General features: G+C 60.7%; 9 protein-coding genes and 3 tRNA genes. 3 read left to right on the forward strand and 9 right to left on the reverse strand.

Annotated features, from left to right (window positions below; genetic code table 11):
* Nucleotides 1–71 precede the first annotated feature (71 nt).
* From ABIE18_RS09990 to bcp, 5 genes are all read right to left on the reverse strand, one after another.
* Entirely contained in the window at nt 72–3,287 is a 3,216-nt protein-coding gene (locus ABIE18_RS09990) for an efflux RND transporter permease subunit (RefSeq protein ID WP_499722537.1), read from the reverse strand.
* A 66-nt stretch (nt 3,288–3,353) separates the two neighbouring features.
* Nucleotides 3,354–4,859 (reverse strand): malate:quinone oxidoreductase, encoded by a 1,506-nt coding sequence (locus ABIE18_RS09995; protein WP_499722539.1) that lies wholly within the window; start codon nt 4,857–4,859, stop codon nt 3,354–3,356.
* 79 nt (nt 4,860–4,938) lie between these two features.
* Entirely contained in the window at nt 4,939–6,606 is a 1,668-nt protein-coding gene (locus ABIE18_RS10000; protein WP_499722541.1) for an ABC transporter substrate-binding protein, read from the reverse strand.
* 245 nt (nt 6,607–6,851) lie between these two features.
* Nucleotides 6,852–6,933: transfer RNA gene (locus tag ABIE18_RS10005), tRNA-Leu, on the reverse strand.
* A gap of 63 nt (nt 6,934–6,996) precedes the next feature.
* The gene (bcp, locus tag ABIE18_RS10010) at nt 6,997–7,470 is read right to left on the reverse strand and encodes a thioredoxin-dependent thiol peroxidase (RefSeq protein ID WP_499722543.1); all 474 of its coding nucleotides are present in this window, start codon (nt 7,468–7,470) and stop codon (nt 6,997–6,999) included.
* 85 nt (nt 7,471–7,555) lie between these two features.
* Between bcp and ABIE18_RS10015 the strand changes: the two genes are divergently transcribed.
* On the forward strand, nt 7,556–8,014 hold the full coding sequence (locus tag ABIE18_RS10015) for a MarR family winged helix-turn-helix transcriptional regulator (protein ID WP_499722545.1): 459 nt from the start codon (nt 7,556–7,558) through the stop codon (nt 8,012–8,014).
* A 151-nt stretch (nt 8,015–8,165) separates the two neighbouring features.
* Here ABIE18_RS10015 and ABIE18_RS10020 read toward each other — a convergent pair.
* From ABIE18_RS10020 to ABIE18_RS10035, 4 genes are all read right to left on the reverse strand, one after another.
* Nucleotides 8,166–8,238, reverse strand: a tRNA-Lys gene (locus ABIE18_RS10020).
* A gap of 194 nt (nt 8,239–8,432) precedes the next feature.
* A tRNA-Lys gene (locus ABIE18_RS10025) sits at nt 8,433–8,508 on the reverse strand.
* A 118-nt stretch (nt 8,509–8,626) separates the two neighbouring features.
* Nucleotides 8,627–9,772, reverse strand: a complete 1,146-nt coding sequence (locus tag ABIE18_RS10030) for a PQQ-dependent sugar dehydrogenase (RefSeq protein WP_499722546.1) — start codon at nt 9,770–9,772, stop codon at nt 8,627–8,629.
* Between the two features lie 17 nt (nt 9,773–9,789).
* A complete protein-coding gene (locus ABIE18_RS10035) occupies nt 9,790–10,803 on the reverse strand; it encodes a sunset domain-containing protein (RefSeq protein WP_499722548.1) in 1,014 nt (337 codons plus the stop codon).
* Nucleotides 10,804–11,033: 230 nt separating this feature from the next.
* Here ABIE18_RS10035 and ilvD point away from each other — a divergent pair, with 230 nt between their 5' ends.
* On the forward strand, nt 11,034–12,755 hold the full coding sequence (gene ilvD / locus ABIE18_RS10040) for a dihydroxy-acid dehydratase (RefSeq protein ID WP_477520101.1): 1,722 nt from the start codon (nt 11,034–11,036) through the stop codon (nt 12,753–12,755).
* Nucleotides 12,756–13,045: 290 nt separating this feature from the next.
* Nucleotides 13,046–14,950: an acetolactate synthase large subunit gene (locus tag ABIE18_RS10045; protein WP_499722550.1), complete on the forward strand. Its 1,905-nt coding sequence runs from the start codon at nt 13,046–13,048 to the stop codon at nt 14,948–14,950.

Genomic DNA, 14,950 nt, shown 5'->3' on the forward strand with positions numbered 1-14,950 from the left:
TGCATGTATCAATGCCTGTAACCGGGCAGGGCCGGGAATTGTTCCCGGCCCTGTTGGCTGTTTATGCGGGTCTACTCCGCGGGGTTGTTCGCCGCCCGGCGTCCCGTCACCCGGGGCACCATGCCGGTGGTCCAGTCGACGAAGTCGTCGTGGCCGTTCCCGCCATTTCCCTTATCCGGCGTGACTTCGGGGCGGTGCTGCAGCTGCTTCAGGAGTTGTTTTTTCTCCCGGCGTCCTTCCACCAGCTTGTAAAGGACGGGGACCAGGATGAGTGTCAGCGCCGTTGAGGACACCAGGCCACCGATCACGACGATTGCCAGCGGCTGCGAAATGAACCCTCCGCCACCAGTGAGGCCCAGGGCCATGGGGGTCAGCGCGAACACTGTGGCCAATGCCGTCATCAGGATGGGTCGCAGGCGCTGGCGGGCGCCGTGGGTAATGGCATCGGCCACGCTCATGCCCGGCGTGCCGTTGTGGGGTTTGCGGTACTGGTTGATGAGGTCGATCAGCACGATTGCGTTGGTGACCACGATGCCAACCAGCATCAGCATGCCAATCAGCGATGGCAAACCCAGGGGAACGCCCGTAGCCAATAGCAAGCCCACAGCGCCTGTCGCGGCGAAGGGAACAGAAACCAGGAGGATCAACGGCTGCACCAACGATTTGAAGGCAGCCACCATAATGACGTAGACGATCGCGATCGCAGCCAGGAGAGCCAAGCCAAGCTGACGGAAGGACTCCGCCTGCTGCGTCGTGGCACCACCAACGGCGGCCGTTACGCCGGCAGGCAACTCAACGGAGGCCAGCCGCTTCTGCACCTCGGTGCTGACGCTGCCCAAGTTGGACCCCGACGGCGTCACGGTTACCTTTGCGGTCCGCTGACCGTTGCTGCTTGTGATGGACACAGGCGTGTCGACTTGTTCAACGGTGGCGATACTCTCCAGCGTCACAGGACCACGCGCCGTCGGGAGTGGCAGTGCACGGACCGCGGTGATGCTGGTGAAGCGTGTTCCCTTTCCAATCTGGACGGGGTAGTCGTTGGTCTCGATGCGTACCGTCCCTGCGGGGACCGGGCTGACGGTCGACGCCAGGAAGGCACCCACTTGTTCCTCCGTCAGGCCGGCTGCCACGGCCTTCGCGCGATCCACGCGCACCTGGACCACGGACTGGTTCGCGGCGAGGTTGGTGGACACCTCGGTGCTGCCGGGAACGTCCTGCATCGCCTTGACCATGGCGTCACTTGCAGACTGGAGATCAGTCGAATTTGCGGCCTTGATGGTGATGTCCACCGTGGATGATGTGCCAAATCCGCCCTGCTGCGAACCCACACTGATCTTGCCTGCAGCACCCTGGAGCTTGGAGCGGACATCATCCTGAAGCTTCTTCTGGTTCGCTTTCTCGTCCGTAACGATCGTGAGGGTCGAGTTGGAGGAGCCAGTTGACGTTAGCGCGGCGAAGCCAGACTGGGCGTTACCGGACGTCACCTGGACGTCTTTGATGCCCTCCACGCCTCGGAGCATGTCCTCCACCTTGGTGGCTTCAGCGCTCGTGGCCTCCAGACTGGTTCCTGCCGGAAGGACCTGGCGCACTGTCATGCTGTTCTCGCCGGATCTCCCCAGCAGGTCTGTGGCAAGCAGCGGTGATACCGCGAGCGTTGCCACCAGCACCAAGGCCGCCGCAGACAAAGTGAGGATGGGGTGTTTCTGCGTCTTCGCGAGGATAGGCAAGTAACCTCGCTGGAGCCTGCTCTGCTGTTCGGCCTCCCGGGCCTTCGCTGCAGCCTTGTTGGGCGTCATTGATGCTTCGGCATCTTGGCGGGGCGAGGGAAGGAACCAGTAAGCCAGGACGGGAACGATCGTGAGGGAAACCAGCAAGGATGACAACAGGGCGATGGTTACCGTCAGCGCAAAGGGCCGGAACAACTCACCTGCCAGATCGCCCACGAACGCGATGGGCAGGAAGACGGCCACTGTGGTCAGGGTGGACGCAGTGATAGCGCCGGCAACTTCCCGGATGGAGGTCAGGATGGCGGCCAGCTTGTGCTCGCCATAACTCAAGTGGCGCTTGATGTTTTCAATCACCACGATCGAATCATCAACGACGCGGCCAATGGCGATGGTGAGCGCACCGAGAGTGAGGATGTTCAACGAGTAGCCCGTGGCGGAAATGCCAATGAACGTGATCAGGAGGGAAAGGGGGATCGACACTGCGGTAACCAGCGTGGACCGCACGGACATCAGGAAGACCAGGATGACAGCGACGGCAAATCCCAGGCCAAGGAGCCCTTCGGTGGTGAGGTCCTTGATGGACTTCTCTATGAAGGGAGCCTGGTCGAAGACGGGCGTGAACGCAGCATTGTTCCCCAACTCTGCTTCCATCGGCGCAAGTGCATCCCGCACCGCGTGCGAAATCGCCACAGTGTCGCCTTCGGGCTTCTTGGTGACTGACAGCGCCAGCGTTGGCTTGCCATTTGTGCGCGTGATGGACGTGGCGGGGTCGTCCTCGATGCTGACATCAGCCACAGTTCCGATGGTGGCGGAATCCTTGGCGCCCGATATCGGCAAGCCCTTGATGACATCAAGGGAATCAACCGGGCTGCCCAGTTGCAGGGACAGGGTTTTGCCCTGGTCCTCTATGGTGCCCACAGGAACCAGTGTGCCGTTGTTCTTCAGTGCGCTGCTGATTGACTGGATGGACGCACCCTTCGCCGCAAGATCGGCAGGGCGGGGCTGGATCAGGATGTGCTGCTTGGAGCCGCCAGTCAGATCGGCGCCGCGGACGCCGTCGATCTTTTGTAGTCGGGGAACGCTCAAGCGCTGGAGGTCGGCATTGAGTTCGCTGAGCGGTTTGTCAGAGGAGACAGCCAGGAACACGATGGGAAAGTCGCTGATGTTGCCGGCAATGGATTGCGGTTCGACGTCGGCCGGAAGCACGCGTTTGGCGTTGGAAATCGCGCGGTCGATCTGGTTCCGTGCACGGTCAAGGTTGGAGCCGTACGTGAACACCATGGTGATCTGCGAAACACCGTTGCGGGATGTGGAGGTGGTGGACTCAAGTCCCTCGACGCTGTTCAGGGCCGTCTCAAGGGGCCTGCTCAGCTGCTTGTCCACTACTTCGGGAGAAGCGCCCGGCATGGACGTGATGACTGTGATCTGCGGGAACTCGATCGACGGAATAAGTTCCTGCTTGAGCGAGCCCATGGTGATCACGCCGAACACCGCCGCAAAGACGGTGATCAGCGCGATCAGGGCACGGTTTCCCAGGGACAAAGTGGCCAGGCGGAACATTACATAGTCTCCTGAGATCTACGGAACAATTCGGCTGACGGGAACCCGGCCGCAGCCCCGGCCGGCCTAGCCCTGGAGGGCGTTGGCCACTTCCAGTTGCAATGACCGTGCAGTGCTTGCCTCAAGCTCGGCGGCAAGCTCAGGGTTCTCGTTAAGCTTCACGCCATAGCCCGGCATCATGTCTTTGAGCTTGGACTGCCAACCCTTGAAGTTCTTGGGGAACGTCTTCTGCAGCAGTTCAATCATGATCGGAACAGCAGTGGAAGCTCCCGGAGACGCACCCAAAAGGGCGCCGATGGAACCATCGCGGGACGCGATGACCTCAGTGCCGAACTGCAGGATGCCGCCCTTTTGCGGGTGCTTCTTGATGATCTGGACACGCTGGCCTGCAGTGATCAGCTCCCAATCATTGCCAACGGCCTCGGGATAGTACTCACGCAAGGACTCCACCTTCGCCTCGTGGCGTTTGGCCACCTCTTTGATGAGGTACGCAGTGAGGTCCATATTGTCCTTGGCCACTGCCAGCATCGGAATGATATTTCCCGGGCGGATGGACAGCGGGAGGTCCAGGTAGCTGGAGGTCTTCAGGAAGTTCGTGGAGAAACCAGCGTACGGCCCAAAGAGGAGGGAACGCTTGCCCTCAACAAACCGGGTATCCAAGTGGGGGACGGACATGGGTGGGGCGCCAACGGACGCCTGGCCATAGACCTTGGCGCTGTGCTGCGAGGTGATGGACTCGTCTGTGCAGCGGAAGAACTGGCCGGAGACGGGGAATCCGCCATAGCCTTTGCTTTCCGGAATGCCCGAGGCTTGAAGCAGGTGGAGTGCGCCGCCACCGGCGCCCACGAAGACGAACTTGGCGTGGATGCGGCCGTGCTCACCTGATTTGGGGTGTTTAAGGGAAAGGTCCCAACCGCCGCCTGATGCACGATGGATGTTGGTGACGTCGTGACCAAAGTTGACCTCGGCGCCGGTGTCCCGCAGGTAACCGGTCAGTTCACGGGTCAGTGCGCCGAAATCGACGTCGGTGCCTTCCGCCGCGCGGGTGGCGGCAACGCGCTGCTTGCTGTCCCGGCCCTTGACGATGAGGGGTGCCCACTTGGCGATCTTGTCCTGGTCCTCGGTGTATTCCATGCTGCGGAACAGCGTGTTGGGCTTGAGGGCCTCGTACCGGGTCTTCAGGAAGTTCGCGTGATCATCGCCGATGACGAAGCTCATGTGCGGAACAGTGTTGATGAAGCCCTTGGGGGAGCCAATGACATTGCTGTCCACCAGGTGGGACCAGAACTGGCGCGAAAGCTGGAACTGCTCATTGATGTGGATGGCCTTGGAAGGATCCACGGAGCCGTCCTTGGCCGCGGGGGAGTAGTTAAGCTCACACAGCGCAGCATGTCCGGTGCCGGCGTTGTTCCATGGTCCGGAGCTTTCGAGTCCCGCTTCGTCGAGTCGTTCAAAGAGGGAGATGGTCCAGGTGGGTTCGAGTTGCTTGATGAACGCACCAAGGGTGGCACTCATGATTCCGCCGCCAATAAGGACGACGTCGGCATGTTGAGTCTTGGAAATGAAGGTCACGATCAATCTCCGTTAGCGGCGGCACTGGCTGTCACAGAATATCCCCGGGCAGACGCAATACTGAAATTACAGGGAATCGTCAAGGCTTTAAGCGGACGTTTGTGAAAACTTCGTTGAGGACAGGTGAAGCGGGATAGCTTTCCACCTTGTCGGACAGGGCCAGCGCAGAGATAGGGAAGGCTATGGGCACAGCCGGTACCGACGCCGCTATCTCGGCATTGATGGACTGGTACTGGGTGTTGCGGTCATCGCCGTCAGGCAGGGCGCGGGCCCGCTCGATCTTGTGGAAAACTTCCGAATCCGTATATCCGAACTCTCCCCTGGCCTCGCCGAAAAGCGGGCCCAGGAAGTTGTCAGCATCCGCATAGGAGCCATTCCAGCCCAGGAGGTGCAGGGCGTGGTCGCCAGGGGACTGTACCTTTTGCAGATAGCCGTCCTCCCAGTCCACGGGAACCGGCTTGATGTTGATGCCTACGGCGACCAGCTGGCGGCTGATCTCGGCGTAGATCTTCTCTGGCGTGGGCATGTAGGCCCGGGTGGCGTTCAGAGGATAGTAGAACTTCAGTTCCTCACCTTTGTAGCCGGCCTTCTCCAGAAGCTCCTTCGCCTTCTCCGGGTTGTATCCCAAGGAAGGGGCATTGTTGTTGAAACCACTGAGCTTCGGGGGCACAAATTGTGAAGCTTGCGCCGTGTTGTCGATGAAGAACCTGCGGATCAACGATTCCTTGTCAATGGCCATCTCGATGGCCTGGCGGATCTCCAGCTTGTCCAAGGGTGCAACCGCTTGGTTCATGCCGAGGTACATCACCGAGAACGGGTCACGCTGGATGATCTGGACGCCCTTTTTGACCAGTTGATCAAAGGTTCCGGACGTCACCAGATCGTAGGCGTCGATCTTGCCGTCCAGGAGCGCTTGCTGGCGCGTTTCCGCGTGGTCGTAAGGAATGAAGTTGATAACGCCGATTTGGCCCCTGTTGCCCCAATAGCCCTTATAGCTGGCCAACGTGATCTTGTGTTCGTCCCAGGCAGTGAATGCGTAAGGACCTGTCCCCACCGGATGGCTGGCGTAGGCGGACACCGCCTGGCCATTTTGCACCTTGTCCAGGACGTTGGCCTTCTGCCCTTCCAGGGCGGTGGGGGAGGATATCGCAAAGGCAGGCAGCGTCAGGGCCTGCAGGAAACCTGTGAAGGGTCGGGTGAGGTTGATCTGGACGTTGCTGGCGGAAACAACCTTGCAGTCCTTGAAGATCGAAAACACTGGCTCGTCCGAATAGGACTTGAAAACACTTTGGAAGGAGATCCCGGGCGCTTGTTTCCTCAGGTCGGCGGGAAACGTAAACCAGCGGTTGAAGTTGGCGCAAACTGCGGCGGCATCGAACGGCGTTCCATCATGGAAGGTTACTTTTTCACGGAGCTTGAAGTCGTAGCTCAGCCCGTTGTTGCTGTCTTTCCATTCCGTGGCGAGCAGGGGGGTAGTCTGCCCGGTGGTGCCGTCGACGCCTACAAGCCCCTCAAGGACCTGGCGGGTTACGCGGTACGACTCCGAATCTGCTGTCATTGCCGGGTCAAGGCCCAACGGCATGGATGCTGTACCGAAATTAAAGGTAGCCGTCGGCTCCGCAGCTGGCGTGCTGCTTGCCGATGATGACGCTGCGGGCCCCGGCGTTCCGGTACATGATGCCAGTCCCAAAATCACGAGGACTGCCGTGAACAGTATTCCCAGCCGCCGTATCTTGCTGCTTGCCACTCTTGTCCCCTCAAGCCGGTCGGAAGTGCTGTGGCCGGCTTCGGCCAGACCGCATTCCAGTCTAGTTGAACGCCCTCGGTGCCGGTTCCGGCGCGTTGCGGGGCATGGTCCCCGTCTGCTTGAGGAAAGAACACCCCCGGTCCGAATGAAATGCTCAGCGAACCGGGGGTGTTTCAGAAGCCGTGGTTCTTCACCACTGTGTTGCCGTCGTGTTGCTCCCAACTGACGTGTTGTTCCAACTGCTGTGCGCAAGGGGGGACTTGAACCCCCACGCCCGAAGGCACAGGAACCTAAATCCTGCGTGTCTGCCAATTTCACCACTCGCGCTGGCTGGCCACTGGACAGCCCTATGGGCTGACCGGAGCCTTCTTCCGGCCTCCAGTGTACCCGCTACTTGTCGAGTTTGAGGTCGCGGCGAAGCTTGGCGACGTGCCCTGTGGCTCTGACGTTGTACTGGGCGAGGTGGACCTTTCCGTCGGGATCCACCACGATCGTGGAACGGATGAGGCCCATGTAGGTGCGGCCATAATTCTTTTTCTCGCCCCAGGCGCCATAGGCCTCGGCCACCGAATGCTCTGCGTCCGAGAGTATGCGGAACGTCAGCTGTTCTTCCCCCGCGAACTTGGCCAGGGCTTTCACGGAATCCGGAGAGACTCCCACTACTTCATAACCCGAAGTCTGGAGGGACGCGAGGTTGTCCCGGAAATCACAGGCCTCCTTGGTGCAGCCGGGTGTAGATGCTGCCGGATAAAAGTAGACAATGGCCTTCCGTCCACGGAAGTCCGAAAGACTGACGTCGTTGCCATCTTGGTCTTGAAGTGTGAAGTCCGGGGCTACATCACCGGGAATAAGACGTTCCGCCATAATTTGCTCCTTGCTAACGTTCGCGACTCCCCAGCTTAGTGGCCAGAAGCAACGGCAACAGCTTCCACGCGCATATACTGTCGGCATGCCAGATATGGAGAGATGGCCCACCACGCGATTGCTTTCAACGGCTGCGCGACTCGTGGAAATCTCATGGAATGAAAAATTGAAGAACATCGGACTGACGCATGCCGGCGTGATCGCCATGGAAGTCCTTGCTGCGAAAGGGCCCATTACGCAGGCTGCTTTGGCTGAAGTTGCCAGGGTCAAGGCGCAGACCATGGGCACTACTCTTTCAAGGCTTGAGCTGCACGGGCATGTCAGTCGTCAGCGCAGCGACTCGGATCGCCGCAGTCACGTTGTGACGCTCACGGACGCCGGCTCTGCAGCTTTGGCCGAAGCAGTGCGGCTTGAGCAGGACGTGCTCGCCCTGGTTGAGGTCGACACCGCCCGGCTGCGCGACGAACTCAAGATCGTCGTCCGGGGCCTTGCCGGAATACCCGCGCTTGACCGCTCGGCGGGGGACGTCAACCCGCAGATTTGAGGCCGACCCGCCCGAACGTGGCGAAGTGAAGCTGACTTATCCCCTGACCCACGCCGGTGACGAATTTCCCCGGTGTGGGAAAGCAGGAAAGGCCTCAGGAAGCAGGAAAGGCTCCGGATCGTAGCCACGATCCGGAGCCTTTCCTATTCTGTGCACCCCCCGGGACTCGAACCCGGAACCCATTGATTAAGAGTCAATTGCTCTGCCAGTTGAGCTAGAGGTGCAGCTATTGTTTCGGTCAATACGAAGGAGTCATATTCTCCATTGACGTCCGCAACGACAGATAACTCTACACCACTTTTTGACGGCCGCTAACCAGAATTATCCCAGCGTGATGCATTCCACGAAGAGTGGTGTTCGAGCGCAAGAAGGCAACGAAAAAAGGCCTTGGAGTGAATATCACTCCAAGGCCTTTCCTTGGTGCACCCCCCGGGACTCGAACCCGGAACCCATTGATTAAGAGTCAATTGCTCTGCCAGTTGAGCTAGAGGTGCAGGTGTTGATTTCGACCAAACCCGGGGGCTTTTGTTCCCTCGGCGATCTCCGCAACGACATGTAACTCTACACGACTTCGGCGGATGAGGGAAATCGGCGGCGCCAAGGGTTGTAGGTTCATGAAGAGGGCCTCAAAATCAGCGCAAAATCAGGGTTTCTGTTGTTGCTGAGGACCCACAACGTCCCGTCGGGAGCCTTTGCGACGTCCCTCAGCCGACCATACTCGGCTGTGAAGTAAGCCACAGGCGAACCCGCCTTGTCGCCGTTGAGCGGGATGGCCCAAAGCCGTTGGCCGCGAAGGGCGCCGGTGTAGGCCACGCCGTCGGCAATTTCCAATCCGCTGGGCGACGCGTCAGAGGTTGAAGGCCAAACAACCTTGGCATCAATGAACCCGCTGCGGCCCGGGGCTCCTGTCACTGTTGGCCAACCATAGTTGCCTCCAGGGGTAACCAGGTTCAGTTCGTCGTCCACGTCCGGACCAAACTCGCTGGCCCACAACCTTCCTTCGCTGTCCCACGCCAAACCCTGAACATTCCGGTGTCCATAGCTATAGACAGGGTTCTCACCGAACGGGTTGCCCGGAGCGGGGCGTCCTTCGGCAGTCAGCCGCAGGATTTTTCCGCCCAAGGCGTGTGTATCCTGCGGCTGTTCCCGGCGCTGCGAATCGCCGGTGCCCACATACAAGAACCCGTCGGGGCCAAAACGGATCCGGCCGCCGTTATGGGTTGAAGCCTTTGGGATGCCGGAAAAGACCACCTCGGGGCCGCCAAGCCGCAAAGTGCCTCCCGACTCTTCCGACAAGCGCATTCTGGCGATCCGGTTATCGGTGGCTGACGTGAAATAGGCGTAAAGCCAACGGTCACTGGTGAAGGCAGGAGACAGGGCAAGGCCCAGAAGCCCGCCTTCACCTCCAGGTTCGACGCCGGCAACCTCGCCGATGGTCGTTGCCTGGCCGTCACGAATGCTTTTGACCTGGGCCGAATCGCGTTCTGACACGATGGCTGTGCCGTCCGGCAGGAAGACGACGGACCACGGCAGCTGCAGGCCGGCGTCGAGCTTTTGCTGTACCTCCGGTTTTTGTGGAACGGCAGGTGGTACCAATCCGGAGGTGGTGCCCGTCCCCGGCGACACGGGGACGCTGGAACTGGTGGAGCCGTCAGGCGTGGCGGCCGAACCTGGCGACGACGGACTACCCGTGCAAGCCGCCAGCAGAGCCGCCAGTAAAAAAGCGGCCGGAAGCAGGACTGTGGTCCGGGCGGGCATCAACCAGCCTGTTCTGTTCAGTGCCTGTTCCGTGGAGGAGGGCGGAACCCGGCCGCTTCCGCGTGCGCGGCCGATTCAAACCACACATCCGCGGTGGCTTCGGCGTAGCCGGCGGTATCTTCATCGTGATAGGTCATGGTCGAAGCGTCCGCCTTCACCGGGTAGCCGTCGGGACCACTGCCGTCTGCCGCGGCCCCTGCTGAGCCAACCCCATATGGATGCTCGGCGGCGAGATGGCCCGTTGGTGCAGTTGAATCGTCGTCGTCCGTTTCAGCAGCCGCGGTTTCCGCCCCCGCCAGCGTGGCCGAGTGTTGATCCGTGTATTCGTGATGGTGGACGGCAGTGCCGCTTGCATCCGTCCACGAGGATTCCCATTCAGCCTTATCTGCGGCGTTGGCTGCTGACTCGTCCACCTTGGGCGGGTCATCGGCGCGCGTAACGTCATCCGCAGTCACTCCCTCAGCGGATTCAGAAACTGCTGGTTCGGAAACTACGGGCTTCGCCACTGCTGGCTCGGAGACAGCGGGCTCGGAAACTGCAGGCTCGGAAACTGCGGGCTCGGCCGCCGTGGGTGCAGATACCGGCGTTCCGGCAGCCTCCCAGTCATCCACATTCCCGGCAGTGACCTGCGCATCCGTGTCCACCACTGGTTCATCGACCACTGGTTCGTCGACCTCGGGCGTTTCAATGACAGGTTCGTCCACCGGCGGTCCAGCCTGAGCTTCGGTTTCCACGCGCGATTCCATACTGGATTCGACGGGGCCGCTGCCCTCAGCCGCCGCCTTCCCCATGTTCGTAACCCCAGCCAGGCCCGCTACGCCAGCCACCGCCGCGGCTGTATCGGGCATCGACATCCTGTCGCTGGGTTCCATGGCAGCGGGCGCGGCAGTGCCCGGCCTTCCGGCAGCCCCGGTGCCAGGGGCAGTGCCCAATGGTGCAGTTGAGGAATTCCTGGCGTTGTTGCGGCTCAGTAGCCACCAAACAATCGCGACGATCAGCACAATAACAATGACCCAAATCAACCAGTCCATGGTGAGGCCCTTCTGCTCACAGGGTGCAGTTAGTGGTATTTCCGACGTTACGTGGCTGCAAATGGGGTGTCCAGCGTTTAGGGGCCGTCCAACCCCGGTTGTGATGCAGTTGGTGACTTCGTGGAAATGGCAGGGTTTTCCGTCGGTGACGAGGAAATATTCTTCTCTTCGTGCTTAACCCGGCTCGATTACGTCGTGGGCCGCTGCCGTTGACACATAGACTTTGGATCATGAGCGACGCCACCCAAATTGCGACAGATACCAAACCGGACATCAAGCCCCGCAGCAGGGTCGTGACCGACGGAATTCACGCCGCGCCCGCGCGTGGCATGTTCCGTGCGGTGGGGATGGGGGATGACGACTTCGCCAAACCGCAAATTGGTGTCGCCAGTTCGTGGAATGAAATTACCCCCTGCAACCTTTCCCTCAACCGTCTTGCGCAGGGTGCCAAGGAAGGCGTCCACGCCGGTGGCGGATTCCCTATGCAGTTCGGCACCATCTCCGTCTCGGACGGAATTTCCATGGGCCACGAGGGCATGCACTTCTCGCTCGTTTCCCGCGAGGTCATCGCGGACTCTGTCGAAACCGTGATGCAGGCCGAGCGCATCGATGGCTCGGTTCTCCTGGCTGGTTGCGACAAGTCCCTTCCCGGCATGCTCATGGCTGCTGCCCGGCTGGACCTTGCGTCCGTCTTCCTCTACGCCGGATCGATCATGCCCGGATGGGTCAAGCTCGAGGACGGCTCGGAGAAGGAAGTCACGCTCATTGATGCCTTCGAGGCCGTCGGCGCCTGCGCAGCGGGCAAGATGAGCATGGAGGACCTCACCCGTATCGAAAAAGCCATTTGTCCCGGCGAAGGCGCCTGCGGCGGTATGTACACGGCCAACACCATGGCCTGCATTGGCGAGGCGCTGGGCATGTCCCTCCCGGGTTCGGCCGCTCCGCCCTCGGCAGACCGCCGTCGCGATGACTTTGCCCGCAAGTCCGGCGAAGCCGTGGTGAACCTGCTTCGCCTCGGAATCACCGCCCGCGACATCATGACCAAGAAGGCATTCGAAAATGCCATCGCGGTCACCATGGCGTTCGGTGGATCCACCAACGCAGTCCTGCACTTGCTCGCCATTGCGCGCGAAGCCGAGGTTGAACTGACCCTGGATGACTTCAACCGCATTGGCGACAAAATCCCGCACCTCGGCGACCTGAAGCCCTTCGGTCGCTACGTCATGACTGATGTGGACAAGATCGGCGGCGTGCCGGTCATCATGAAAGCGCTTCTCGACGCCGGGCTGCTGCACGGTGACTGCCTTACCGTCACAGGCAAGACGCTCGCCGAGAACCTTGCCTCGATCAACCCGCCGGACCTTGACGGCAAAATCCTTCGGGCGCTGGACAACCCCATCCACAAGACCGGTGGCATCACCATCCTGCACGGCACCATGGCTCCGGAAGGGGCTGTGGTGAAGAGCGCCGGCTTCGACGCCGACGTCTTTGAGGGCACGGCCCGCGTCTTCGAGCGCGAGCAAGGGGCCCTTAACGCACTGGACAATGGTGAGATCCACAAGGGCGACGTCGTGGTCATTCGCTATGAAGGACCCAAGGGTGGTCCGGGTATGCGCGAAATGCTTGCGATCACCGGTGCCATCAAGGGCGCCGGACTGGGCAAGGATGTGCTGCTGCTGACCGATGGCCGCTTCTCCGGCGGTACCACCGGTTTGTGCATTGGACACGTTGCGCCTGAAGCGGTGGACGGCGGTCCCATCGCCTTCGTCCAGGACGGCGACCGCATTCGTGTGGACATCGCGGCACGTTCATTCGACCTGTTGGTGGATGAAGCTGAGCTTGAAGCCCGCAAGGTTGGTTGGGAGCCCTTGCCGGCGAAGTTCACGAAGGGTGTTTTGGCCAAGTACGCAAAGTTGGTCCACAGCGCCTCGACCGGCGCTTACTGCGGCTGATGCCTGACCCGGACTCCCCGGTCTTGGGGTGGGGAGTCCGGCAGACGGACACCACTGTCCATATGGTGAGATACGATAGTGGTCAATTGACACGTATCTCACTTAGAGGGAACACTGAACGCATGATCTCATTCGTTACCGTCGGCGTCGTCGTACTTACCAAGCGCGTGGCTTAGCCCGACTGGTAACGAACTGTCACGCGCAACCCCTCGAAAAGCCGGAAGGCTGAGGGGTTTTTTTATTCCCCGAAGCAAGACCCATCAATTGAAGATCCACTAAGGAAGAGTCCGATGAGCAAAGGATCGCCGATCAGCCCCTCGCTGATGGCTGCAAAGTCCGCTGGAGCCCCAAAGGCTCCGGATAAGGTCGACCGTACGGCTGAGGCCGTCGTCGTCGACACTGCTGCACCTCTCTCTCCTGTACTTGGGCCGAACAACGTTGTACCCCCAACGGTGATGACCGGCTCGCAAGCAATTGTCCGTTCGCTCGAAGAACTCGGCGTGGACGATATTTTCGGTTTGCCCGGTGGCGCGATCCTGCCCACCTACGACCCCTTGATGGCCTCCAGCATGAATCACATCCTGGTCCGTCACGAACAGGGAGCCGGCCACGCCGCGCAAGGCTACGCCATGGTTACCGGACGGGTTGGCGTTTGCATCGCCACCTCGGGACCCGGTGCCACCAACCTCGTTACCGCCATCATGGACGCCCACATGGACTCCGTGCCGATGGTGGCCATTACCGGCCAGGTCGCCAGTGGCGTCATTGGTACGGACGCGTTCCAGGAAGCGGACATCGTGGGCATCACCATGCCCATCACCAAGCACTCCTTCCTGGTAACCGACCCCAATGACATCCCGCATGTCATGGCCGAAGCCTTCCATCTGGCTTCCACTGGCCGCCCGGGACCCGTCCTGGTTGACATTGCCAAGGACGCCCAGGTAGGCCAAATGACCTTCTCGTGGCCGCCGAAGGTTGACTTGCCGGGCTATCGTCCTGTGGTTCGTGGTCACAGCAAGCAGGTCCGCGAAGCTGCCAAGCTGATCGCCGCCTCCCGCAAGCCTGTTCTCTACGTGGGCGGCGGTGTGGTCAAGGGACACGCTTCTGCGGAACTCATGGAATTGGCACTTGCAACCGGAGCGCCGGTAGTCACTACGCTGATGGCTCGCGGCGCCTTCCCGGACTCGCATCCCCTCCATGTTGGAATGCCGGGAATGCACGGTTCGGTATCTGCGGTCACCGCCCTGCAGCAGGCTGACCTCCTCATCACCCTCGGTGCCAGGTTCGATGACCGCGTCACTGGTGTGTTGAAGACCTTCGCTCCTTTTGCCAAGGTGATCCACGCGGACATCGATCCGGCGGAAATCTCCAAGAACCGGACGGCCGATGTCCCGATTGTCGGCTCGGTGAAGGAGATCATTCCGGAACTGACCGAAGCCGTGAAGATGCAGTTCGAGCAGAGCGGTGCACCGGACCTGGACGCATGGTGGGCGTTCCTGGGCAACCTGCGCGACACCTACCCCTTGGGTTGGACTGAGCCCGAGGACGGACTGACGGCACCGCAGCGCGTGATCAAGCGCATCGGCGAGCTCACAGGTCCGGAGGGTATCTATGTGGCCGGCGTTGGCCAGCACCAGATGTGGGCTGCGCAGTTCATCAAGTACGAGCGCCCCCACGCCTGGCTGAACTCCGGGGGAGCCGGAACCATGGGATACTCGGTTCCGGCAGCAATGGGTGCCAAGGTTGGCGAACCGGACCGCGTGGTCTGGGCCATTGACGGCGACGGCTGCTTCCAGATGACCAATCAGGAACTGGCCACCTGCGCCATCAACAACATCCCGATCAAGGTCGCCATTATCAACAACTCCTCGCTGGGCATGGTCCGCCAATGGCAGACACTGTTCTACGAAGGCCGTTACTCGAACACGGATCTGAACACCGGCCACGACACCGTCCGAATTCCGGACTTCGTCAAGCTGGCGGACGCCTATGGTTGTGCCGCACTGCGTTGTGAGCGGGACGAAGACATCGATGCCACCATCCAGAAGGCACTCGAAATCAACGACCGCCCCGTCGTGATCGACTTTGTCGTCAGCCCCAACTCGATGGTGTGGCCGATGGTGCCGGCAGGCGTCAGCAATGACCAGATCCAGGTTGCCCGCAATATGACCCCGGAATGGGAAGAGGAGGACTAG

This window comes from Arthrobacter sp. 2762, from assembly GCF_040548745.1.
GTDB lineage: Bacteria > Actinomycetota > Actinomycetes > Actinomycetales > Micrococcaceae > Arthrobacter.

Bases quoted from the DNA above. Each gene is read 5' to 3' on its own strand.
- ABIE18_RS09990 (WP_499722537.1), bottom strand. From the start codon at position 3,287: ATGTTCCGCCTGGCCACTTTGTCCCTGGGAAACCGTGCCCTGATCGCG.
- bcp (WP_499722543.1), bottom strand. From the start codon at position 7,470: ATGGCGGAACGTCTTATTCCCGGTGATGTAGCCCCGGACTTCACACTT.
- ABIE18_RS10015 (WP_499722545.1), top strand. From the start codon at position 7,556: ATGCCAGATATGGAGAGATGGCCCACCACGCGATTGCTTTCAACGGCT.
- ABIE18_RS10030 (WP_499722546.1), bottom strand. From the start codon at position 9,772: ATGCCCGCCCGGACCACAGTCCTGCTTCCGGCCGCTTTTTTACTGGCG.
- ABIE18_RS10035 (WP_499722548.1), bottom strand. From the start codon at position 10,803: ATGGACTGGTTGATTTGGGTCATTGTTATTGTGCTGATCGTCGCGATT.
- ilvD (WP_477520101.1), top strand. From the start codon at position 11,034: ATGAGCGACGCCACCCAAATTGCGACAGATACCAAACCGGACATCAAG.
- ABIE18_RS10045 (WP_499722550.1), top strand. From the start codon at position 13,046: ATGAGCAAAGGATCGCCGATCAGCCCCTCGCTGATGGCTGCAAAGTCC.